Below are 22539 nucleotides of genomic sequence, written 5' to 3' on the forward strand. Positions count from 1 at the left end.
ATGCCATGCTAGAATTCACGAGGGGTAAAGTCTTCAAATTCTTTTGAAAGCTCTTCCCAAAGTTCTTTTTGCTTATCTGTAGTGGATTCAGGAACAACAACTTTAATACGCACAAATTGGTCACCTTTGTTCGAACCAGTTCCCAGACCTTTGTTACGCAGACGAAGTTTACGACCGCTGCCGCTGCCGGCTGCAATACGCAGGCTTACGTTACCATCAAGCGTAGGTACGGTTACTTCTGCACCAAGAGCTGCTTCCCATGGGGATAATGGTAATTCGAGAAGAACATTCAAACCATCAAGGGTAAAACGATGATGTGCAGCGATTTTTACTTTAAGATACAAATCGCCTGATGCACCGCCACCATAGCCCTGATCACCCTGACCGGACAAACGAATACGTGCGCCATCCTTAATACCAGCAGGAATGTTAACTTCCAGCGCCTTTGTACCGCCGCCACCGTCTGAAAGAGTAATGGATTTACGACCGCCGTGGTATGCTTCTTCCAAAGTTAAGGACAAAGAAGCTTCGACATCACGCCCACGCTGCTGACGACTGCCGTAGCCGCCACCTTGTCCACCAAAGCCCTGAAAACCGCCTCCACCTTGGAAGCCACCACCGCCGCCACCAAACATGTTTTCAAAGAAGTCACTAAAATCGCCGCCACCACCAAAGTTCATATTCTGATAGCCGCCTCCGCCGCCACCATTAAAGTGCTGACCTTGCTGCCAGTTAGGGCCAAGCTGATCATACATGCGACGTTTTTCAGGATCTTTAAGCACTTCATGCGCTTCGTTCGCTTCTTTAAATTTTGTTTCGGCTTCAGCATCATCCGGGTTCAAGTCAGGATGGTATTTTCGCGCAATTTTCTTAAACGCACGAGAAATCTCATCTTTCTCTGCGGTTTTGGAAACACCTAAAATTTTATAATAATCTTTATACTCAACAGACATGATCACCCCTATCTATATATAAATACGTATTTTTTTATGATTATCAAATTCGATATGGGCGCCGTGCACACCGATTTAGTATTACCTAAAGCCCGTGCCGGGACTCTTATATTTTATCCCGTGGCGCAATCGATTCAAACATAAAGCTACTGTTACTCAGCGTCCTGAGAACCGTAGCTATTTTTTATATGCTTAACAAATTGATACAACACTACAATAGGTTCAAGATTGTTTGAGTCAACCCCGCGTTACTGTAATATTGACAATAAAAAACAGCACATTGCCCTCAAAAGCATTGCAGGCAACGTGCTGTTTCGTAGTAACTTATTTATTTTTCGGACAAAACACTATCCGCAAATAGCTTTTGCTGCGGCAACAAAACTATCCACATCCTGTTCACTTGTATCAAAAGAACAAACTAGGCGAACCTCATGGGTGCATTCATCCCATTCATAGAATGCGAATTGCTTATGCAACTCTTCCTGATGCTCTGGGCTGATAATGGCAAATACAGAGTTTACGTCTACCTTATTGCAAATCGTAACACCGGCAACATCCGCAAGACCTTCCGCAAGGCGTTTTGCCATTGCATTCGAATTACGAGCAGTTTCAAGCCACAAGCCGTCACACAGTAGTTCTTTAAACTGACAGGATGCGTAACGCATTTTGGAAAGCAACTGTAGATTCTGCTTACGCAGGTATTCAAAACCTTCCGCGAGTTTTGGATCGAAGAAGACAATGGCTTCACCAAACATCAGACCGTTTTTAGTGCCACCAAAAGAAAGTACGTGCACACCGGCATCACGAGTAAACGCGGTAACATCTACACCTAGTGCTGCGGCAGCGTTCGCAATGCGGGCGCCATCCATATGCAAGTACATGTCGTGTTCACGAGCAAAATCACCCAGTGCTTTTACTTCTTCAGGCGTATACACAGCACCGTATTCAGTGGACTGGGTAATAGAAATAACTTTTGGCTGACTATGATGAACAACACCCTTTGCAAAAAGGAACTGCTCAACATCTTTCGGGGTAAGCTTACCGTCTTTTGACTCTACAGTAAGAAGCTTACTGCCAAGAACATTTTCGGGAGCGCCTGTTTCATCAACATTAATATGCGCCATGGCTGAACATACGACTGCATGATACGGTCTCATAAGGGCAGACAATCCGAGTACATTAGCGCCCGTTCCGTTAACCATTATATAAGAAGCAATATTATCCCCGAACAATGCCTTAAAGGCAGAATCGGCATCTGCTGTATATGTGTCATCACCGTACGCACAGGCACAACCTTCGTTTGCAGCGGCAAGAGCCTGCATAATACGTGGATGCACTCCAGAATAGTTATCACTGGCAAAGTTAATCACGATCTAGCTCCTTTATCGCTATATCACACGAAGAACAGCCGCCTCACTAAGAAGCGGCCTTTTGAAATTTCTATACGAGCCCTTTTACAACTGAGAAATTTTATAACGCTACAATCTTGAGTATAAATCGAGCGTGTTCTCAAGGAAATGCTGTCCGGAAAGTTCAGTAATTTCTTTCTGCTGTAAATCAAAAATACGTTGAAGATACACTTCGTCTTTCGCAGCACGTTCTATGGTGTCCACTAAGGCATCCACATTACCTGCTTCAAACATAGCATCTTCATCCATAAAGTCCGGCATTACACCTACGCCTGTTGAAATGAGCGGGCGTTTGCACGCCATGATTTCAAAAGCAGCACGGGCGATGGTCTCTGACCACTTGGAAGCAATAACGCCTAAATCCATGGCTGAAATAGCTGCGGACACATCCGGCACTTTACCCGTAATGCAGGTAATATCTTGTAAATTATTAGCAGCAATCCATGATTCTACTTCAGCTTGAGTCGTGGCAGTTTCAAACCCGAGGAGCATAAGGCGTAGCTGCTTCATGCCCTTCTCATGGTAGAGTTTTCCTACGGCTTCAATCAGCTCTTTTTGCCCTTTGACTTCATCGAAACGACCGAGCATGGAAACCACAAAGTGCGAGTCATCATAGCCAAGTTTTTCACGAAATTCTGCACGTCCGGCACTATTAAACACAAACTTTTCTGTATCTACCCCACCAAAGATGGTAGAGACTTTATATTCCGGCACGTTCAGCTTAGAAATAAAGTGGTTTGCCATTACGCTGTTTGTCGCAATAACAGCATCTGCAACGTTGGTATGCAGCCACCGGTTCGGGAAATTATTCTTAGGAAGACGCTGGTCTCCCCTTGTTCGTACAAGCTTAAACGATCCAAGACACTTGCGTAACAATCCCCAGAGAATAAAGCCTTCTCCACGATGACAATTGACTATATCTGGAGTAAAATCTGTAATAAGCTTATGGAGTTGGGTATATGCACGCAGCAGTTTAAGCGGATTTGAAGAATTCAGATCAAAATGAAGCGGAGTAAAACCCCATTCTTTTGCTTTATCGTCTGCCTCTGTACCCGGTTCTGTAATGACCAATGTCTCGTGCCCTGCGTCACGCAGCAAACGGGCGAGATACAACCCGTACCAGGCTGTGGCATTAAACCAGCGTACATTTATTATCTGTATCGTTTTCATGTGTGGACTCATGACAGCAACACGTTCAGAAAGCAAGTGCGCTGTCCTTTTTCATAATTATTATGACTGGTCAGATCGATAAAACCGTGCGCACTATCGCGTCAACAAGTCTCATTCCGAGTATTTTATAAGCGTTGTCAAAACGCAATACGATTTAAAAATCGATTTGTTAAGGGAGCCTGAGTAGACTCATTGTAAAAAACAGGCTACCACACGAGCAGATTATACACATTAACCTTTCCGAAAGGATGCGGCCAGAACGTATATGACAAACACATCTGTGACGAAGACATTGGACTTTGATGACATTCAACTCGCGAACGCCCTTTTTGGCCCGCAAAATAAACATCTCACGCTCATATCCAAGCAAAGTGGCGTACAGCTGGGCACAAAAGGCACTACTCTACATGCCAGCTCCACTAATCCAGATGCACTGCAAACAATTCTAAATCTCCTCACGCAGCTATACGGTCTGCTTAAAGCAGGCAACACTGTATATCCTAAAGACATCACCTATGCCTACGGTATGCTGCAACGCGAACCAAGCATAAATTTGCAAAAACTGTTTAAAGATTCAGTTTTTGTTGTTTCGCCTAAAAAAACCATTGCTCCAAAAACATTAAACCAGCGCGACTACGTTGCTTCATTACGTGAAAACGAAATGGTGTTTGCGATAGGGCCAGCTGGTACAGGTAAAACGTATCTAGCTGTTGCAATGGCATTATCAATGTTTCTCACAAAGAAAGTACAAAAAATCATTCTTACCAGACCGGCTGTTGAGGCGGGTGAGAAATTAGGATTTTTGCCGGGCGATCTTGTGGAAAAAGTTGATCCATATTTACGTCCACTTTACGATGCTCTGCATGACATGCTGGATTCTGAAAAAGTAACTCACATGATTGAAACTGGAGAAATTGAGATAGCCCCGTTAGCATTCATGCGCGGTCGCACTCTCAATAACGCATTCGTTATATTGGATGAAGCACAAAATACTACACCTGAACAGATGAAAATGTTTTTAACACGTATGGGATACGGTTCCCGTATGGTAGTTACCGGAGATGTTACACAAATTGACTTGCCAGTATGTGGAAAATCAAACACACATCGCTCCGGTCTCATAGAGGCACAAAGAGTCTTGACAAATATCAATGGAATCCGTTTTCTACACTTTCACCATGATGATGTTGTTCGTCATCCATTGGTTGCAAAAGTTGTTAACGCGTACGAGCGTTATACAGCAGAACTGACAAACAAAGATTAACCGAGCAGGCTATGACTTCTAAAAGTAAAGCGCGCGGTTCAGCACAAAAGGGATCTGCTAAAATACGTAATGCCATTTCGTCTTATCCAAGACTTGGCATTTTTGTGTTCCTTATTACGCTGATCAGCCTTGCGATTCTTAGCGGAACCAATCTGCGCCCCCCACTTCCCTTGTATGTTGCAGGAGAAGTTGCGGCACAAGATGTACTCGCAACCCAAAACCTACTCTTTGAAGATACCAGTTCCACCCTCGCCAAGCGCAGACAGGTTGCAGCACTACAACCGCCTATTTATGACCTGGACCGATCTCCTATCTCCAAGATTCAAGACAAATTCCGTGTGATTTTTGATCTGATCAATTCTCCCATGGCTTCCTCCAGTGACGAAGATGCTGTTCGCTGGCAAATTGAGGAACTTCTCAATGTTGAAGTATCCCGTCAAACTTACAGCCATTGGAAGGAAGAGCGCTTCCAGACAATTTTTTACACACAGGCGTTGCCCTATATTGTAGATATACTCAATAAAGGCATCGTGGCGGACAGAACGCTGTTGCTGCAAAACAGAAACGGATACCTTATCCGCGACCTTGAGCAGAAAAACGAAACGCTTCACTCTGTAGCCTTTAAGGTTGATGATCTTTCAACTACAAAAAAGGGACTGCTCAAAGAGCTACGTAAGAAAGGTAAAGCACTGCTTCGTACGCGAAACGCTATCCTCTCTCTCATTTCTCCTGTCCTTACCCCGACGATTACGCCGAACAGGGTGGAGTCACAGCTTCGTGAACAACTGGCAATAGATGCAGTTGATCCCGTGTATTACAGCATTAAAAAAGGCGAGAGCATTGTTCGCAAAGGCGAACGTGTGACCTTGCCTATCCAAATTAAGTTACAAGCACTGCTCGCACATAAGAATCAGCGCTTTTTCCCGTATCAAATGCTGGGTGTGTTTATGACCGCCTTACTTCTCGGTGCCGGATTAGCCTTTGAACGCAGGGGGCGCAGACTCTGTTCATTGCGTAACGAAGACCTGCTTTTCACCTCTTTGCTAATCATTTTATTTGCCGGTGGCGCAAAAGCCTTCATGCTTCTACAAGGTAACCTTGACGGAGCACCACAAGCCGCAGACCTACTCCCTATCCTTTACCCTGTACCGGGTGCACTGGGATTAGTAGGACTCATCTTCGGCATAAGACGATGCAGCGTAACCGCACTTATCACCAGCTTTCTCTGTACAGTAATGATGGGTGGAACTATTGCACTCTTCTTATTCTATTTCATCGGCGGAATGATTAACGTCTGGCTCGTGCAACACGCAGAAAGCCGTAAAGACATTGCGTTAAGTGGTCTTCCGCTCATGGGCGGACTCCTCATTACGTGGGTTGCCTTAGCACTTTACCAACAATTGGATATGCCTGACATCGCTGTCGGCGCTGCCTTTGCAGCGGCAAATGGCTTAATCTCCTTGCTTGTTGTGTTTGCTCTCAGCCCGATTATCGAACTAATTTTCAACTACACCACCCGCTTCAAGTTGATGGAATTAATGAACCTTGAGCAGCCTTTGCTTCAGGAACTGATGATGAATGCCCCGGGCACATATCATCACTCACTTATTCTCTCCAACCTTGTAGAAGCCGGTGCTAAGTCAATTGGTGCCAACAGCCTGCTATGTAAAGTAGCGGCGCTCTACCATGACATCGGTAAGTTAATTAAACCACAATACTTTATTGAGAATCAGGGACGAGCAAAGAACCCTCATGACAAGCTTACTCCAGCCATGAGCACGCTCATTCTTATTTCTCACGTTAAGAAAGGTGTCGGGCTTGCCCGTAAATTCCGTCTTGGTCATGAAATTGAAGATATTATCCAGCAGCATCACGGCACATCTGTCATCCGCTACTTCTACACTAAAGCAGCGGAACAAGATGAAAGCCTGTGCAAAGACGACTTCCGCTACCCGGGACCTAAACCGAAAAGCAGAGAAGCCGCTATTGTTATGCTGGCTGACGCTGTTGAGGCTTCTAGCCGTGTACTTGCAGACCCGACTCCAAGCCGTTTGCGCGGACATATCGACACTATCATTAAGGGTATCTTCTCTGAGGGTCAGCTTGATGACTCTGAGCTTACATTCTCCGACTTAACCAAAGTCGGCGAAAGCTTCCATCGTGTGCTTACCGGTATTTTCCATCGAAGAATTGAATATCCCGAAGATCAGCGCGCAGGATGCGTCAAAAATAATGAAGAGAAAAAGAAGCATCAAGACAAGCCTGAAAAACCAAAAAATGGACCTGCTCCTGAAGCAGCGTAGAATATATGATTACAATAAAAAAAAGCCAGTCTGTTGACTGGCTTCTTCCCTTTTCCCGCACGGAACTGACACGTGTAATGGAAGCAATGCTTTCTGCCATCAAGCAGGAGGATAAAGACGTTGAGATCAATCTTGTGGACGATGCCACAATTGCCGATCTAAACGCATCCTTTCTCCAATGCGATGGACCTACTAACATCCTGTCGTTCCCTTCCACAGAAGACGGAAGCGCACAGAGCATTGGCTGGCTGGCTTTGTCCATGGATACTCTCGAGCGAGAATGTCTCTTGTACGGACAGGATAGAGCAGAGCACGCGTTGCGCCTTATCGCTCACGGAATGCTTCATCTTGCAGGCTACGATCATGGAGACGAAATGTTTGCACTGACCGATGTTGCTGTTGATGCGGGGCTTAACACCATTAAATAACTGTACCGTTACAATCAAACCGCTCTATATTTTTAAGAAAATTCTAGAAATAAAGAAACAATGCAATATACTAAAACTAACACCATGCAATATCTATTGCATGGTGTTTTTATTTAATACAACTACAAGCACCGCGAACTGCCCATACAAATGGGACTTCCTTCCTATCATGAATTTTATTTCCATCAAAACAATGAATTAGCAACACTACTACCGTTTAGTATATGCAGTTTAACATAAAAGATTATTGCCCAATGGCGTTTCTACTGTATAGTAGAACACTCGCACACTATACTTTTATCTACATGAGTAATAATGAAAAACTGCATCTACTTACTTATATCACTCGCTGCTGTAATATTCATAATTCAGCATCAGCGTGAGATACGACAGCTTAGGCAATTGATTGATTCTCAAAATCAATCAATACATGCCATGCAAGTAGTGTTGCGCAATAATTCAATTCAAACAGAACTTGCCCTCGAACTGGGGCGTAATACACAGAAATCGTTACATGACTCACGATCCAAACGATTGGTAAAAGTTACAGCATACAGCCCCCGTATTGAAGAAACAGATTCCACACCGTTTATCACTGCATATAACACCAAAGTTCGCCCGGGCATCATCGCGGTATCCCGTGACCTTTTTGCAAAAGGCTGGACGTTTGGAAGAAAAGTTTACATTAAATCACTTGGAGTTTTTACCATTGAAGATTTGATGGCAAAACGGAAAAGAAACCAAGTTGATGTGTTCATTCCTGAGACTACAAAAGCTCTCTCATTCGGTAGAAGGAATCTTGAAGTTCACCTGCTTGCACCGCCTACAATTCCGGCGCAAACATACACCCAACTGTATCGTACTCCTCACAGAGATTTTCTCCTTGCTACCGACGACATCTGCCGACGCACGAACTAACCCACGTTCACACACCCTAATTGAACGCATCGGGTATAACAAACAAAACGCCGCTGGAAGTATTTCCAGAGGCGTTTTGTTTGTGGAAGTGAAATTGAGAGCAACAGGTACTAGCTAGGACTATCAACCATGTCTTTTTTCAATATCAACTTCTCTTTACAATAGGGACAACTTAAATCGATAACTCGCCCTTCGCCATTAATTGAGCGAATTCTGCATCGAAATACTTTGGTGCAATAGGGACATCGGATCTTCTTTTCCATAAATATATCTCCTCTATCCCCCCCGCTTCCCACAGTATATAGGAATAATAGCGGATGCAACTCTAAAAAAAAGTCACAGAATGAGAGTGTCACCCTTAAAGACAACCGATGCTCCCTCCGCAGTGCTCCTTGACCTTATGCATCTCAAGAACTAAACAAGTCAGGCATTAATTATTTTTCACCCGCGAGCACTGCATGAAATCCCCCTTAAAAGATAAAAATTTACTTTTACTCTTCGGCATCACCCTTTTTGTTGTTATGGGTGTATCCAGTATCCTTCCAGTACTGCCATCTGCTGGACGCTCATTAAATATTCCGATGGCGGAAATTGGTTTACTCCTCACAAGCTTTACGCTTCCAGGTATTTTTCTTACGCCATTTGCGGGAATCCTTGCAGACAGATACGGCAGGAAGGCTGTACTTATTCCGGCACTTGTAATCTTCGGAATCGCCGGTTTTTCATGCGCATTCGCAACTGACTACAAAACAATTCTTTTTCTTCGTGCCTTACAGGGTGTTGGGGCAGCACCAATCAGCCTGCTCTATACAACCATCACCGGCGACCTGTACTCTGGTACAGAGCGCCTTAAAGTTATGGGCTACAACGCAAGCGTACTCAGCCTTGGCACTGCAATTTTTCCATTCTTTGGCGGATTACTTGGTGAAATAGGCTGGCAATATCCATTTATGCTGCCAATATTAGCCCTTCCACTTGCTGTACTTTGTGCAATTCATCTAGATTTACCGAATCCGAAATCTAAAGAAACAATGGCTGGCTACTTCAAAAATACTGCGCAAATTGTTTCTTCAAAAAAGCACTTGTCCTTTTCGGGATGACGCTTTGCACCTTCACAATTCTGTACGGTCCGATCATTACATATGTACCAATTCTCTCCGATACGGTTTTTGACGCAAGTCCATCCCGTATTGGTTTTATGTTTGCCATATCTTCCCTGTTTACAGGAGTTGCAGCCTCACAGTTAGGACGCATACGTCAAATCCTGTCCGTTCGAACCATGCTATGCCTTGCCGCTGTATGCTTCTTTGCTTCAATGGCAACCATGTCTATTCCTGACAATTTCTGGCTGTTAGCTATCCCAGTAGGCTTCTTCGGCATGGGACAGGGTCTGTCCTTTCCGAACCTTGCCGCCAAGCTTACCGGCATCGCATCCATTGAAAAACGTGGCGCAGTTATGGCAGTAAACGGTACGGTGCTTCGTATTGCACAAACCATCGGGCCATTAATATTTTCGATTCCTCTTATTATGGGAGGCATTTCAGCTGTATTTTACACGGCAACAATCATTGGTGTTGCCATGTTTATTCTGGCGCTGAACTGTCCTTCAGACGAGCAGACAAAAAACTAATTTTGCCTGCTTAATAATGCTGCCTGTGCAAATTCAGACATAAAAAAGCCCCCGTGAACTAATGTTCACGGGGCTTTTTTTCACCCGTTCGTCTAATTTTTATTGCTCTCTACTTCGATAATTGCTTTACAAAAAGCAGGAAGATCATCCGGAGCCCTACTGCTGATAAGATTGCGGTCCACAACAACAGGTTCATTTACCCATTTTGCTCCAGCATTCTCAAGGTCATCAGTAATACCCCGTGTAGATGTACAAGTGTATCCATCAAGGATACCGGCTGAGATTGGAATCCACCCAGCATGGCAAATAAATGCTATTGTTTTACCCTGCTGATGCATCGCGCGAGTTATCTTTTTTACATCCATATCGCGACGTAATTTATCAGGTGCAAACCCACCTGCAATGACAAGAATATCAAAATTATCAGGATTCACATCAGAAAGTAAAATATCTGCCTTTGTTGGATACCCATGATACCCCTTGTACACCGTCTCTGTATCCGTTCCGGCGAGAACTACTGCCGCGCCTTCTTCAATAAGACGCAACTTAGGATACATGAGCTCAAGATCTTCAAAAAGATCTCCTACAAACATCAAAACTTTTTTACCATTCAACAAGCCCATAGCGTGCCTCCTACGTTACTATCTACTTTACCATGAGGAGGTAATTATTCTGTTATTTCCTGCTTGCTGAACATAAAAAAAGCGCACAGAGCATATGCTCTGTGCGCTTATAATTACGGATGATGAATAAAGATTATTCAACCCAGTCGAAAGTACGCGTAATCGCTTTCTTCCAACCAGCATAACCTTTTTCACGTTCTTCTTTGCCAAATGTAGGTTCCCAAGTTTTGTCGATTGCCCAGTTAGCACGAAGGTCATCAATGCTAGTCCAGTAACCAACAGCAAGGCCAGCAGCATATGCAGCGCCAAGACAAGTGGTTTCTGTAACCTGAGGACGGATAACTGGAACACAAAGACTATCAGACTGGAACTGCATAAGCAGTTCGTTCATTACCATACCACCATCAACTTTGAGAGTAGTAAGGTCAACGCCGGAATCTTTGTTCATAGCTTCAAGAACGTCACGGGTCTGGTATGCTACGGACTCAAGACAAGCACGTGCAATGTGACCTTTGTTAGCGAAGCGGGTAAGACCTGCGATTACGCCGCGAGCGTCGGAACGCCAGTACGGAGCAAACAAGCCCTGGAATGCAGGAACAACGTAAACGTCGCCATTGTCTTCCACGGACTTAGCAAGTTCTTCGACTTCAGGTGCTGAATTGATAAGGTTGAGGTTATCACGCAGCCACTGAATGAGAGCACCAGCAATAGCAATGGAGCCTTCCAGGCAGTATACAGTTTCTTCGTTACCGAATTTGTAACCAACGGTAGTAAGAAGACCCTGTTTAGACTGGATAGGTTTGGTACCGGTATTAAGGAGCATAAAGCAACCTGTACCGTATGTGTTTTTCGCTTCACCAACATCAAAGCAAGCCTGACCAACGAGTGCTGCCTGCTGATCGCCAAGAGCGCCACAAACAGGAATACGTGCGCCGAGAGGACCATGTTCTTCAGTAGTACCCCAAGTGTCATTGTCAGAAGAAGACACGATACGTGGGAGAGCTGCTTCAGGAACATCCATGATCTTAAGGATATCTTTGTCCCATTCGAGACTAGCAAGATCCATAAGCATAGTACGGGAAGCGTTAGTTACATCAGTTACATGTGCGCCGCCTTTTGCGCCACCTGTAAGGTTCCAGATAATCCAGGTTTCCATGGTACCGATAAGAGCGTCACCATTACGTGCAGCAGCTCTTACGCCCGGTACGTTATCCATGATCCATTTCATTTTAGGACCAGAGAAGTAAGTCGCAATCGGGAGACCGGTTTTTTCACGGAAACGATCCTGACCACCTTCAGCCATCAACTCTTTACAAATTTTGTCAGTACGGGTGCACTGCCAAACAATTGCGTTGTAGTAAGGCTTACCAGTTTTTTTATCCCAGATAACAGTAGTTTCACGCTGGTTAGTAATACCAATAGCAGCGATGTCTGTACCTTTAAGGCCGGTTTTCTTTAAGGCGCCCTGAATAACTTCCTGAGTATTTTCCCAAATTTCCATTGGGTTATGCTCTACCCAGCCTGGTTTAGGGAAAATCTGCTCATGCTCTTTCTGATCCATGCCAACGATCTGGCCTTTCTTATCAAAAATAATGAAACGTGAGCTTGTAGTTCCCTGGTCAACAGCGCCGATGTACTTAGACATAGTGATTCTCCACTTTTAAGGTAAGGCTACAATAAAACTGATTACTACTTAAACAGTAAGCCTACTGCTGAGCTACAAAAGCTTCAACAGCACGAAGTGAACTAGCAACCGCAATGCCAGTTCCACACTTCATTCGCATCCAATCCTGATGAGCTAACAGAGAGCCAACAGCGAATACACGCTCGTGTACAACTTTTCCGTTTTCATCAATCGGGCGGAATGAAGAATCGACCTCAACACCTGCGGAACTAACTTTGTGTCCACGCGGGTCAAGCAGGTCGGTACGATGCCACTCTTCACGGTCAGCTGGCTGAGATACTGGCAGGCCCATCACAGTCTCCACAATGTGATGTCTGTCAGCGAACAGTCCGCCGCCGAGGAAACGACCGGTGGCAAGCACAACGCCTTTGGCAACTACTTTTTCGGTTGGTGCTTGTACACCGAAGGTCACTTCATAGCGACCATCGTTGAGTGGGGTTATGGAAAATACCTTATGTTGTAACTTTAAATCAACACCTAAGGTACCAATTCTTCCTTCAAAAAGGCTTTTTAAGCGCATTCCCGGCACGGAAGCCGGTAAAGTCGGTAGTTCGAAGACTTTTACGCCAAGCTCTTTTTCCATTTCTTCCAGAATCTCATCGGTAGTGTAGATACCCAGAATAGCAGGCACGCCAACAGCCTCCACACCGTTAAGGTGAGGCTTAATGAGGGCATACAGCTTATCGCGGGTTTCTTTAAGTTCCATGGACTGCGCCATGATACCGGTAAGGATAGGCTTCATTGATGCAGAATCCGGAAACTCAAGACGCATTGTTTTAAGGTTAGACCACTTATCACCAATGGTGGTGGCAACCTGTTTTGCGCTGAATTCACGGAGGCCTTCGAAGTCAATCAGCAATGCAGGGGCATTGTTTTTGAGAGCTTCTACGCCTGCCCACATGGTAACTGGAACAGCCCATGTGGTTTTTTCTGTACCAATTGGGGTAAGCACCTTGCTGTTCGCTTCTTTCTCCATACGGTACTCAAGACCGAATTCAGAAAGAAAATCGAACAGTTCGCCATATGCTTTTTCTACATCTTCACGAGACACATGCGCGTAAGGATGATTAGGCATATCGGCAGCAACTGCCGCCATGGCTTCCCAAGGATTTTCCCAAAGCTTTTTTTCTTCCACAGGATGGACGGCCATTATATCGAACAGGCCGCTAGAAAACACGATTTCACCGGTACTGCCTGCCTGAGAGACAGACAATCCGCGTTTTGCTGCGTACACAGCAGCGGACATACCAGCGATACCGGTACCTACTACAAAGAGATCACGTTCAGTGACTGGCAAGTTGCTCATATCACCCTCTAATCCATTTCCAGATTAAGAAGACCGAAGTACAGTGCTTCTTTAAGTTCTGCCTGATTGAACTGAGCATCCCAAAGGATAGGACGCTGACCCTTCCAGCGTTTGGAAAGGAACTCGCGCAGACTGTCCACACCATCACGGCCTTCGAAAAGGTCACGATCATACATGTGCGCAGCAATACGCGCACCACAGAATGCGCCCTGACAAGACCCTTTACCTACACGGCTACGCAGACCAACCGCCTGAATACGCGGCTTTTCGTCTGGACCGAAGGAATCAAGGATAGCGTCAACAGCACTCTTAGGTACAATTTCACATTCACAAAGGAGGTGGTCATCAGAATTATGGCGACGCATCCACTCACGCTTGGTGAGAATGGAAGGCTCCGCCCATTCTGTCTGAACATAATCAGGGAGAACAGTACCGCGGGTGAGACAAGGGGCATCAACCTTAAGTCGGTTACAGACAAGGTCAGCGCACCGCTCTGCCATAAGGCGGTAGGTAGTAAGTTTACCACCGGTGATGGTGATAAAGTTATCAAGGCTTTCAGATTCGTGATCAATCAGTGCGTAGCCACGGCTTGCGGCACGGTCACTGGAAGATTCACCAAGCTGAACCAGCGGGCGAACGCCAGCATATGCACGAACGTAACGACAGGTATCTAAGGCAGGTACCATCTGGGCGCCCTGGTCGATGTTGCGGTTGATCTCTTCGATGGACGGAGCCACGTTATCAAGATCTTCAACACGAACAGAAGTGGTACCTAATATAGAGACCGTGCCGCCAGGAACGAGAATATCGCCGTCTCCCGGAGGACGCAGTCGGTTAATCACACGATGGTTCAGTCGAGAAAGGGTTACTAGCAGGCTACCTTTTGCATATGTCATGCGAATGTTAGCACCTGCCATTTCTGCGACGTTAGCTGCCCATGCTCCGGTTGCGTTAATAAACTGATCAGCTTCGATAACAGACTTTTTACCGGTGCGGGTATTAACCACGCGGGCGCCGGTAATTGTGTCGCCATCTTTGCTAAAACCAAGCAGTTTCATGTAACGCTTATACACACCCCCGTGTGCTTCAGCGTCTGCAACGTTCTCAAGGGAAAGCTTGAACGGATCAATTGATGCATCTTCAACTTCATAAGCTGCTATTACATCAGGGTTAAGGTTAGGCTCGAGTTTTAAGGCCTCTTCAGGGCTAATTTCCCTGCACGGCACTCCAGCTTTCTCACAGTTAATAGGGAACTGTTTGACATATGCTTCATCATCGCCTTTCACTGCTACAAACAAACCGCCTGTATTTTCAATGCAGTGAGGAGCAAATTCTTTGATGATGTCCCCTTCAACCTTACACTCATTTGCAGAATGCGGGTCAGTGGTCACATAACGGGCACCACTGTGGAGCAAACCGTGGTTGCCGCCGGAAGCTCCGGCGTTCACGTCGCGTTGCTCAATAAGCATGCATTCTACGCCCCGAAGGGCTAAGTCTCTAAAAATACCGGTACCTGTTGCACCTGCACCGATAATAAGTACTTGAGTCTGCAAAAAAACCTCCAGACATCATGTATCACTAAACGATTATAACAACATAAACCAATGCAAAGAGTAGTACCCTTTGCTAACTGACGGCACAAATACAATTGTCTACCGTACAGTCTCACATTGAAACTAGCCGAACTATCACAGATATAAGACAGCGCAAAAAACATTTTGTCAGCCAGTATTAAGCCTACAAAACAGTAAAAAACACCCCTCGACTAGTATCGACTATATGTATGCAATTGAACCTATAATGTCCAGTCTGACTATCCATCCCCCAAAACTCTAAGGAACCTAGAAAGTAGTTTTTTAGGTTAGCGAACACCGTTCACCTTGCTTAAATGACATTTGTCACTTATAGGTGATTGGCTAATGCGCTTTTTATAAGGCCGCTTAAGGAGATAAGCTTGAAGTCATCAACGACAAGAATTCAATATTTAGACGGTATTCGCTTCAAACGAGTTATCAACGCTGCAGCGAAGCGTCTCATTGAAAAACATGGTCATCTTAACGACATTAATGTCTTCCCCGTACCAGACGGAGACACCGGCAGTAACATGGCCGGTACTATGGATAATGTTGTTAAAAAATCTGCCAACGCACTTGACCAGTCAATCGGCAAAATGAGTGAAGTTATTGCGGAGAGCGCCCTTCTAGGTGCCCGTGGTAACTCCGGTGTTATTCTTGCTCAATTCCTTTGCGGTTTTTCTGAAGGTGTAAAAGGTCTACAACGAGTCACGCTCAAAGACTTTTCCGATGCTGCTTCCAATGCATCACAGCGTGCTCTTGAAGCTATATCCGAACCTAAAGAAGGAACTATCCTTACTGTTATTCGTGACTGGTCTGATCACCTGTCTGCGAATCATCAGAACTACAACAACTTTCACGATCTGTTGTACGATTCTCTCGAACATGCGAAAGTATCTGTACGTGCCACAAAAGAAAAACTTGCTGCACTGAAAGCTGCTGACGTAGTTGATGCTGGCGCTCTTGGTTTTGTATATCTACTCGAAGGCATTGTAGAATTTACAGAACGCGGCAACTTGAACAGACAGGAAGAACAAAGCATTATTCCTGAACCTTCAGGAGCCGTACACGACCGTGTCGCTGTTGACAGCCTTACATTCTCTTTCTGTACAGAATGTATGATTTCCGGTGAAGATATTGACCGCGATGCTCTTCGCGAAGAAATTGGTGCACTTGGCGACTCACTAGTTGTTGCAGGTACATCTGCTAAAATTCGTGTGCATGTACATACGAATGAGCCTGAAACCGTTTTCGAAATTGCTGAAAAATACGGCGAAGTCTCTCATCATAAGAAAGAAGATATGCTCGAGCAGCATAGAAATCTTCTTGCCGCCAAAGAGCAACGTACCGGCATTCTTACTGACTCAACCTGCGATCTACCAGACGAGTTACTAAAAAAATATGACATCCGTGTCGCACCGCTTAAGCTGTACATGGATGACAAAGAAATGCTGGATAAAGTGGATGTATCCACTGAAGAATTTAACAAAATGCTTCCGGATTCCAAGTCTGTAAAAACATCACAGCCGTCTCCGGGACATTACAAAGCACTCTACAAAGACCTTAACGAGAGCTATGAAGAAGTTGTGGCATTCGCCATTCCGAAGCACGTCTCATTAAGCTGCTCAAAAAACGTGTTCACGGTAAAACGAATCTTCGCTTTGCCATCACTCATGTTGAAGCACCGGAAAAGGCAAAACGCCTTGCTGCTATGATCAAAAAAGAATTTCATTCCGACATCGAATTTGTACTACAAGCATCTCCAGTTCTTGGCTGCTATAGTGGGCCGGGAGCATGTGGGGTATCAGTATTATGTGATTCCTAATCACCACTAGATAAAACACACCAAAAAAGCCGCTTAGTTTTCTAAGCGGCTTTTCTTATGTCAAATCGTATTCAGCAAAATCAAACAGTACGATACAAGTCCCTACTAGCCAGCGCAAAATATTACACTGAGCAGCGTATTCTGTCATACGCTTCACCAACAAGTCCAAGCCCGCCTTGAATATTTACTTTGAGCAAAGAAGTAAGAACCTCAGCATCCTTTTCACGTAGTGCCTTTATGATTCTCGCATGTTCTTCATTAAAGCGTACGCAGTCATTAGCTTTGTACTGATATAAGCTTAAGAACATCTCGATAAACTCCAGAAGTTTTTCAAGAATTGAATACAAGTGAGATAACTCAGCCCTACCTGCAATATACAGATGAAACTGACGATCTAACGCAAAGAAACCTTCATTGGTGGATTTCAGTTTAACCATCTGCGCGTGCAATTCCTCAAGCTCTTGAAAATCTACTTCATTCATATTTTCCATTGCAATGAGAGCTAGCTCAATTTCAATGTCGGCACGCATCTTATATATATACTCAATCTCTTTTTGCTTCGGTGGACTTGCAACGACTGCCCCTTTGTAAGGCACATTCCGAACAAGACCAGACCGGTCAAGGCGGAGCAAAGCTTCCCTGAGTGCTCCACGGCCTATCTGCAGTTCTGCCTCCAGATCTGCAAGTACAAGCCGTGTTCCGGGCAATTTTTTTCCTGACAATATTAAATCGCGAATTTTTTCATACGCTTTCAGATACTTCATATTTTCTGATTTCTTCAAGAGGCCCTCTCTTTATATGAAAGCACAACGAGTACCCCCTCGTCACGCAAACACCATTCTACACAGTTCGATAACGATCAAAACAACAATTCGTATCTCTTTCTCACTAGATCGCCCGATCAAATAGCCCAATTTTCTTCGACGGGACTATGTAGCCTTTTTTACACAAGATCAATACTAAAAAACACGCAGCATATTATTTATGTATTATTTTATGAAAGATTTTATGAAATATTTCATAAAATCTTGACGTATGAAAAAACTCCACTTAGTGTCCTCTTCAACACGTTGCATTTATGCCGCATTTCAACATGCACTAACCACTTTTGGAGTTCATATGGAATTTATCAAAAAGGCTCAAAAAACAGCTGAATCAAACAGTCAAAAAACACGTGAAATTGTAAAAAATATTTTAGACGACGTTGATGCTAGAGGCGAACAAGCTGTTCGCGAATTGGCAAAGAAATTTGATGGATGGGAAGGCGATTTCATTTTGAGTGATGAAAAAAAAGAACGTCTCATCAGCACTCTTTCTCAACGCAAAAAGGATGATATTCAATTCGCTCACGAGCAAGTTTCAAAATTTGCTTTGGCGCAGCGCGAAAGCCTAAAAGCATTTGAAGTAGAAACCCGCCCCGGCGTTCGGCTCGGACAGCGAATCACACCTATGGATGTTGCTGGTTGTTATGTACCGGGGGGACGTTTTGCCCATGCATGTTCTGCAGTAATGAGTGTTGCCACTGCTAAAGCAGCAGGAGTTCCATTCGTTATCGCGTGTTCCCCACCACGAGGTGAAAGCATTGATCCGGCAGTGGCATATGCCATGGATATTTCCGGTGCAGACATCATTCTAGAAATGGGAGGAGTTCAGGCAATCGCGACAATGGCTAACGGTCTTTTCACCAACCGCCCTGCCAATATACTTGTTGGTCCGGGTAACGGATTTGTTGCAGAAGCAAAAGCCATGCTTGCAGGCTCTGGAAAATGCGGCATTGATGTTTTTGCAGGTCCTACTGAATCTGCAATTATCGCAGATAAAACAGCTGATCCTATAACTCTTGCAATTGACCTCGTATCACAGGCTGAACACGGATACGATTCACCGGTATGGCTCTATACTGATAGCCGCATAGTTGCAGAGCAAGTTCTGACACTCATGCCGAAAATTATTGCTCAGCATCCAGATCCAGACGTTGCAGGCTCCGCATGGCGCGACTATGGAGAGATTATTTTATGCAAGGATCGCGAAGAACTCTGCAAAGTGAATGATGAATATGCTGCAGAGCATGTACAGGTTATTGCAGAAGATCTCGACTGGTGGCTCGACAACCTCATGTCTTACGGCTCTCTCTTCCTCGGGGAAGGCAGTACGGTAGCCCACGGCGACAAATGCTCCGGCACAAACCACATCCTCCCGACCAAAAAAGCTGCTCACTTTAGCGGGGGCTTGAACGTACATAAATTTTTGAAAATTTTGACATATCAAGAGCTTGATAAAGAAGCGAACAAAACTTTCAGTGCAATCGCTTCACGTCTTTGCCGCGTGGAAGGTATGGAAGGGCACGCAAGAGCTTGTGACTGGCGCTTAGAAAAATATTTCCCTAATGAAGAGTGGGACTTTGAAGTCTACAAACACAAATTAGACTAGTCTTTCAAATCTTCTGAAAAGGAAATTTCTATGACAAAAGTATTCACAAAAGATTTTACACTGCAAGAAGCAATTCCTGAAGAAAGTATTGAAAACGCTATTGCCGTAATGCGCAGCGGAAAATTGCATCGCTACAATGTTGCAGAGGGCGAAAAAGGTGAAACCGCTCTTCTTGAAGAAGAGTTTGCACAATATATAGGCAAAAAATATTGCCTTGCATGCTCTTCGTGCGGAGCAGCTCTCTATCTTGCGCTGAAAGGACTTGGAGTTGCGGCAGGAGACAAGGTACTTTGCAATGCTTATACACTTGCTCCTGTTCCCGGTGCCATTGAAAATGCCGGCGCTAAAATTGAACTCGTAGAAATAACAGATGATTATACGATTGATTTGAAAGATCTGGAGCGTAAAGCTGCTGACTCAAAATCAAAATGGTTCATGCTGTCTCATATGCGCGGGCATATCGCAAATATGGATAGAATCATGGAAATCTGCCGCAAGTACGATCTCAAACTCATTGAAGACTGTGCACACACAATGGGCGGCACATGGGATGGCATCAAAAGTGGGTCTCTGGGACATGTAGCCTGCTACAGTTCACAAACCTACAAGCATATCAACTCCGGCGAAGGCGGACTTCTCGTAACAGACGACGAGCAACTTATCGCCCGCGCTATTATCCATTCTGGCTCATACATGCTGTATGAAAAACATACTGCCCGTCCTGACATGGAAGTATTTGAATCCATTAAAAAGATGGTTCCAAATTACAGCTCACGTATGGACAACCTGCGAGCAGCCATTCTTCGCCCGCAAATTCGCACCTTGGATGCCCAATGCGAACGCTGGAACACGCTCTACAGCGCCTTTGAGTCAGGGTTATCCAACATTGACGGTCTATCCTGTCCTACCCGAGACCCGCGTGAATATTACGTGGGAAGCTCAATTCAATTTAGCATTCCTTCTGCATCTGGTGATCAGATTCAGAAATTTCTTTCAGAAAACGAAAAACGAGGCGTCCAGATCAAATGGTTCGGAAGCGTTGAGCCTGTCGGCTTTACAAGCGCATACCATAGCTGGCGGTACTTTGGTGCCCTTCCGGAACTTCCGGAAACAAACCGTATCCTCGCTACAACATTTGATATCCGCGTTCCACTTACCTTTAATACAGACGATTGTGCATTAATCACGGAGATTATCCGTGAAGTGTATACCAAAATTTTCGGATAAATCCGGAGCGACTGAGGCACTAAAATCCCGTCTCTATAACAATTTAACGTAATGTTTTTTGGTACTTGAGTATCTTTCTATCATTTCACTTCTGTTCATCAAGAGTGCTACCAACACTGGCATAAACAGAAGCCGTAGAAGATAAGTATTCGATTTATATGAGGTTTAAATTAACTATGTAATTTGGAGGAGAATCGATGAAAAAATTTTTAACTCTCGCACTGATAATCAGCATGTGTACTTTCTTCAGCTTTGCGGATGCATCCGCCAAGCAGGTACTTAAGCTCGGCATGGGAGACCCGATTGATTCAGATCAGGGCGCACTTGCCACTCGATTCAAGGAAATCCTTGAAGGTCTCTCCAATGGTGAAATTCAGGTAGATTTATTTCCAAACGGAGCCATCGGAACCGAAACAGAAATGCTACAGAACGCCCGTGCAGGCACACTGGATTTCGCCATTATCGGTATCGGCAACGCAGTACCGTTTGTTAGAGAGCTTGGCACGCTAACTATGCCGTACCTTATTGAGAACTCGTATGATGCTGTAAAAGTTACTACTGGTAAACTTGGCAAATTCTGGAACACAGTAGCCAGCGAAAAAGGCGGTTTCCGCATTGTTGGCTGGACATATTCCAACTTCCGCCATCTCACAAACTCAGTACGCCCAGTTACATCACTTAAAGATGTTAAAGGGTTAAAAATTCGTATTCCACAAAACAACATTATCCTTTCCACACTCAAGGCATGGGACGCTAACCCAGTTCCAATGGCTTGGTCTGAAACATTCACTGCATTACAGCAGGGTGTGGTTGACGGACAGGATAACCCTTACATTGTTAACTACACCTCAAAGTTTCATGAAGTACAAACTCACTTAACTGAAATCCATTACCAATATTCCTTGCAACCACTTATTATGGGTACAGTAACCTTAGATAAGTTCTCCCCTGAAATGCGTGACATGGTGCTACGCGCGGGTATTGAAGCACAACAGTACTGTATTCTCTTCCAGACTTTGGAAGCTGAAAAAGCCAAACAGGCCATGCAGGCTAACGGTGTAAAGGTGAGCTACCTTACCGATGAAGACGAATGGAGAAAGAAGGCTGTCGAAAATGTATGGCCACAATTCTACGACTTCATCGGCGGCAAACAAAACCTCGATCTCGTTCTGAAGGCACTGGGTAAATCGTAATTTGTGTTGAAGAGGGAGGTGGTAACATCTCCCTCGTTTCAAGAGAGGGGACCATATATGAAGATAAAGCAAATTCTCCACATTGCTGACAACGTGGAAAGCATTTTATGCCAATGTCTCTTAAGCTTTTTTGTAGTAGTTCTTTTTTCGCAGATCATGCTACGCATGTGTTTTAACTACGTTCTTCCATGGAGTGAAGAAATTTCACGCTTCACATTTGTCTGGTTTGTATTCTTAGGTGCTGCCTATGCCGCACGATTAAATGCGCACAACAGGGTTTTAATTCAATTCAAATTGTTCCCCCCTATTGTGCAGAATATCTCTACTCTGTTTGCTGACCTTATTTGGATTGTTTTCAACATAGTCATGGTTATTAAAAGCGCTGAAGTTATTCAGCAGCTTACAAAATACACTTACTACTCTCCTGCATTAGGAGTCTCCATGGCATATGTTTACTGGATTTTTCCTATCAGCTTCTCACTTATGACCATACGTATCATTCAAGTTAACTACATTAAGTACATCTTGAAGCAAGAAATCGTAGATGTAGATAAAGTAGATATCAACGACCACACTTCTTTAACAGAATCTGAAGGATAGGA

Annotated in this window: 20 protein-coding genes; 12 read left to right on the forward strand and 8 right to left on the reverse strand. The window is 44.6% G+C overall.

From position 1 onward, the window contains the following. Nucleotides 1–8: 8 nt before the first annotated feature. The 3 genes from MKHDV_RS08935 to MKHDV_RS08945 all read right to left on the reverse strand — a co-directional run bounded on the left by MKHDV_RS08935 (nucleotide 9) and on the right by MKHDV_RS08945 (nucleotide 3532). Complete coding sequence (locus MKHDV_RS08935; RefSeq protein ID WP_160714435.1) at nucleotides 9–953, reverse strand: DnaJ C-terminal domain-containing protein; 945 nt, start codon at nucleotides 951–953, stop codon at nucleotides 9–11. A gap of 347 nt (nucleotides 954–1300) precedes the next feature. After that, on the reverse strand, nucleotides 1301–2323 hold the full coding sequence (locus tag MKHDV_RS08940; protein WP_160714437.1) for a low specificity L-threonine aldolase: 1023 nt from the start codon (nucleotides 2321–2323) through the stop codon (nucleotides 1301–1303). Nucleotides 2324–2431: 108 nt separating this feature from the next. Then, nucleotides 2432–3532, reverse strand: a complete 1101-nt coding sequence (locus MKHDV_RS08945; RefSeq protein ID WP_160714439.1) for a glycosyltransferase family 4 protein — start codon at nucleotides 3530–3532, stop codon at nucleotides 2432–2434. Between the two features lie 265 nt (nucleotides 3533–3797). On the opposite strand from MKHDV_RS08945, the gene MKHDV_RS08950 reads away from it, so the two are divergent. The 6 genes from MKHDV_RS08950 to MKHDV_RS08975 all read left to right on the forward strand — a co-directional run bounded on the left by MKHDV_RS08950 (nucleotide 3798) and on the right by MKHDV_RS08975 (nucleotide 10075). Then, nucleotides 3798–4796 (forward strand): PhoH family protein, encoded by a 999-nt coding sequence (locus MKHDV_RS08950; RefSeq protein WP_160714441.1) that lies wholly within the window; start codon nucleotides 3798–3800, stop codon nucleotides 4794–4796. Between the two features lie 11 nt (nucleotides 4797–4807). Next, complete coding sequence (locus tag MKHDV_RS08955) at nucleotides 4808–7099, forward strand: HD family phosphohydrolase (protein ID WP_160714443.1); 2292 nt, start codon at nucleotides 4808–4810, stop codon at nucleotides 7097–7099. 5 nt (nucleotides 7100–7104) lie between these two features. Beyond that, nucleotides 7105–7527, forward strand: a complete 423-nt coding sequence (gene ybeY, locus MKHDV_RS08960) for an rRNA maturation RNase YbeY (RefSeq protein ID WP_160714445.1) — start codon at nucleotides 7105–7107, stop codon at nucleotides 7525–7527. 315 nt (nucleotides 7528–7842) lie between these two features. Further along, a complete protein-coding gene (locus MKHDV_RS08965) occupies nucleotides 7843–8445 on the forward strand; it encodes a 3D domain-containing protein (RefSeq protein WP_160714447.1) in 603 nt (200 codons plus the stop codon). A gap of 458 nt (nucleotides 8446–8903) precedes the next feature. Then, a complete protein-coding gene (locus tag MKHDV_RS08970; RefSeq protein WP_160714449.1) occupies nucleotides 8904–9545 on the forward strand; it encodes an MFS transporter in 642 nt (213 codons plus the stop codon). Further along, a complete protein-coding gene (locus tag MKHDV_RS08975) occupies nucleotides 9542–10075 on the forward strand; it encodes an MFS transporter (RefSeq protein ID WP_160714451.1) in 534 nt (177 codons plus the stop codon). The genes MKHDV_RS08970 and MKHDV_RS08975 overlap by 4 nt, the downstream gene beginning before the upstream one ends. A 92-nt stretch (nucleotides 10076–10167) precedes the next feature. Here MKHDV_RS08975 and MKHDV_RS08980 read toward each other — a convergent pair whose 3' ends face one another. From MKHDV_RS08980 to glpA, 4 genes are all read right to left on the reverse strand, one after another. Continuing rightward, the gene (locus tag MKHDV_RS08980) at nucleotides 10168–10698 is read right to left on the reverse strand and encodes a type 1 glutamine amidotransferase domain-containing protein (RefSeq protein WP_160714453.1); all 531 of its coding nucleotides are present in this window, start codon (nucleotides 10696–10698) and stop codon (nucleotides 10168–10170) included. 133 nt (nucleotides 10699–10831) lie between these two features. Further along, nucleotides 10832–12343, reverse strand: a complete 1512-nt coding sequence (gene glpK / locus MKHDV_RS08985) for a glycerol kinase GlpK (protein ID WP_160714455.1) — start codon at nucleotides 12341–12343, stop codon at nucleotides 10832–10834. 61 nt (nucleotides 12344–12404) lie between these two features. After that, on the reverse strand, nucleotides 12405–13688 hold the full coding sequence (glpB, locus tag MKHDV_RS08990; protein ID WP_160714457.1) for a glycerol-3-phosphate dehydrogenase subunit GlpB: 1284 nt from the start codon (nucleotides 13686–13688) through the stop codon (nucleotides 12405–12407). Between the two features lie 8 nt (nucleotides 13689–13696). Next, nucleotides 13697–15241: an anaerobic glycerol-3-phosphate dehydrogenase subunit GlpA gene (gene glpA, locus MKHDV_RS08995; protein WP_160714459.1), complete on the reverse strand. Its 1545-nt coding sequence runs from the start codon at nucleotides 15239–15241 to the stop codon at nucleotides 13697–13699. Between the two features lie 401 nt (nucleotides 15242–15642). Here glpA and MKHDV_RS09000 point away from each other — a divergent pair, with 401 nt between their 5' ends. Then, nucleotides 15643–16977, forward strand: a complete 1335-nt coding sequence (locus MKHDV_RS09000) for a DegV family protein (RefSeq protein ID WP_254060443.1) — start codon at nucleotides 15643–15645, stop codon at nucleotides 16975–16977. Next, nucleotides 16884–17087 (forward strand): DegV family protein, encoded by a 204-nt coding sequence (locus tag MKHDV_RS18915; protein WP_254060445.1) that lies wholly within the window; start codon nucleotides 16884–16886, stop codon nucleotides 17085–17087. The genes MKHDV_RS09000 and MKHDV_RS18915 overlap by 94 nt, the downstream gene beginning before the upstream one ends. 122 nt (nucleotides 17088–17209) lie before the next feature. Here MKHDV_RS18915 and MKHDV_RS09005 read toward each other — a convergent pair whose 3' ends face one another. Next, nucleotides 17210–17869 (reverse strand): GntR family transcriptional regulator, encoded by a 660-nt coding sequence (locus MKHDV_RS09005; RefSeq protein ID WP_216846896.1) that lies wholly within the window; start codon nucleotides 17867–17869, stop codon nucleotides 17210–17212. A gap of 337 nt (nucleotides 17870–18206) precedes the next feature. Between MKHDV_RS09005 and hisD the strand changes: the two genes are divergently transcribed. The 4 genes from hisD (at nucleotide 18207) to MKHDV_RS09025 (ending at nucleotide 22537) form a co-directional block, all read left to right on the forward strand. Beyond that, nucleotides 18207–19517, forward strand: coding sequence for a histidinol dehydrogenase (hisD, locus tag MKHDV_RS09010; RefSeq protein ID WP_160714463.1), 1311 nt, complete (start codon nucleotides 18207–18209; stop codon nucleotides 19515–19517). Between the two features lie 30 nt (nucleotides 19518–19547). Continuing rightward, nucleotides 19548–20744: a DegT/DnrJ/EryC1/StrS aminotransferase family protein gene (locus tag MKHDV_RS09015; RefSeq protein WP_160714465.1), complete on the forward strand. Its 1197-nt coding sequence runs from the start codon at nucleotides 19548–19550 to the stop codon at nucleotides 20742–20744. Between the two features lie 197 nt (nucleotides 20745–20941). Then, the gene (locus MKHDV_RS09020; protein WP_216846897.1) at nucleotides 20942–21937 is read left to right on the forward strand and encodes a TRAP transporter substrate-binding protein; all 996 of its coding nucleotides are present in this window, start codon (nucleotides 20942–20944) and stop codon (nucleotides 21935–21937) included. Between the two features lie 57 nt (nucleotides 21938–21994). Further along, entirely contained in the window at nucleotides 21995–22537 is a 543-nt protein-coding gene (locus MKHDV_RS09025; RefSeq protein ID WP_160714467.1) for a TRAP transporter small permease, read from the forward strand. The last annotated feature ends 2 nt before the right edge of the window (nucleotides 22538–22539 follow it).

Source organism: Halodesulfovibrio sp. MK-HDV (genome assembly GCF_009914765.1).
In the GTDB taxonomy this organism is placed as follows: domain Bacteria; phylum Desulfobacterota; class Desulfovibrionia; order Desulfovibrionales; family Desulfovibrionaceae; genus Halodesulfovibrio.

Bases quoted from the DNA above. Each gene is read 5' to 3' on its own strand.
- MKHDV_RS08945 (WP_160714439.1), bottom strand. From the start codon at position 3,532: ATGAAAACGATACAGATAATAAATGTACGCTGGTTTAATGCCACAGCC.
- MKHDV_RS08965 (WP_160714447.1), top strand. From the start codon at position 7,843: ATGAAAAACTGCATCTACTTACTTATATCACTCGCTGCTGTAATATTC.
- MKHDV_RS08935 (WP_160714435.1), bottom strand. From the start codon at position 953: ATGTCTGTTGAGTATAAAGATTATTATAAAATTTTAGGTGTTTCCAAA.
- MKHDV_RS09025 (WP_160714467.1), top strand. From the start codon at position 21,995: ATGAAGATAAAGCAAATTCTCCACATTGCTGACAACGTGGAAAGCATT.
- MKHDV_RS08975 (WP_160714451.1), top strand. From the start codon at position 9,542: ATGACGCTTTGCACCTTCACAATTCTGTACGGTCCGATCATTACATAT.
- hisD (WP_160714463.1), top strand. From the start codon at position 18,207: ATGGAATTTATCAAAAAGGCTCAAAAAACAGCTGAATCAAACAGTCAA.
- MKHDV_RS09015 (WP_160714465.1), top strand. From the start codon at position 19,548: ATGACAAAAGTATTCACAAAAGATTTTACACTGCAAGAAGCAATTCCT.
- glpK (WP_160714455.1), bottom strand. From the start codon at position 12,343: ATGTCTAAGTACATCGGCGCTGTTGACCAGGGAACTACAAGCTCACGT.
- MKHDV_RS08980 (WP_160714453.1), bottom strand. From the start codon at position 10,698: ATGGGCTTGTTGAATGGTAAAAAAGTTTTGATGTTTGTAGGAGATCTT.
- MKHDV_RS08970 (WP_160714449.1), top strand. From the start codon at position 8,904: ATGAAATCCCCCTTAAAAGATAAAAATTTACTTTTACTCTTCGGCATC.
- glpB (WP_160714457.1), bottom strand. From the start codon at position 13,688: ATGAGCAACTTGCCAGTCACTGAACGTGATCTCTTTGTAGTAGGTACC.
- ybeY (WP_160714445.1), top strand. From the start codon at position 7,105: ATGATTACAATAAAAAAAAGCCAGTCTGTTGACTGGCTTCTTCCCTTT.
- MKHDV_RS09020 (WP_216846897.1), top strand. From the start codon at position 20,942: ATGAAAAAATTTTTAACTCTCGCACTGATAATCAGCATGTGTACTTTC.
- MKHDV_RS08955 (WP_160714443.1), top strand. From the start codon at position 4,808: ATGACTTCTAAAAGTAAAGCGCGCGGTTCAGCACAAAAGGGATCTGCT.
- MKHDV_RS08950 (WP_160714441.1), top strand. From the start codon at position 3,798: ATGACAAACACATCTGTGACGAAGACATTGGACTTTGATGACATTCAA.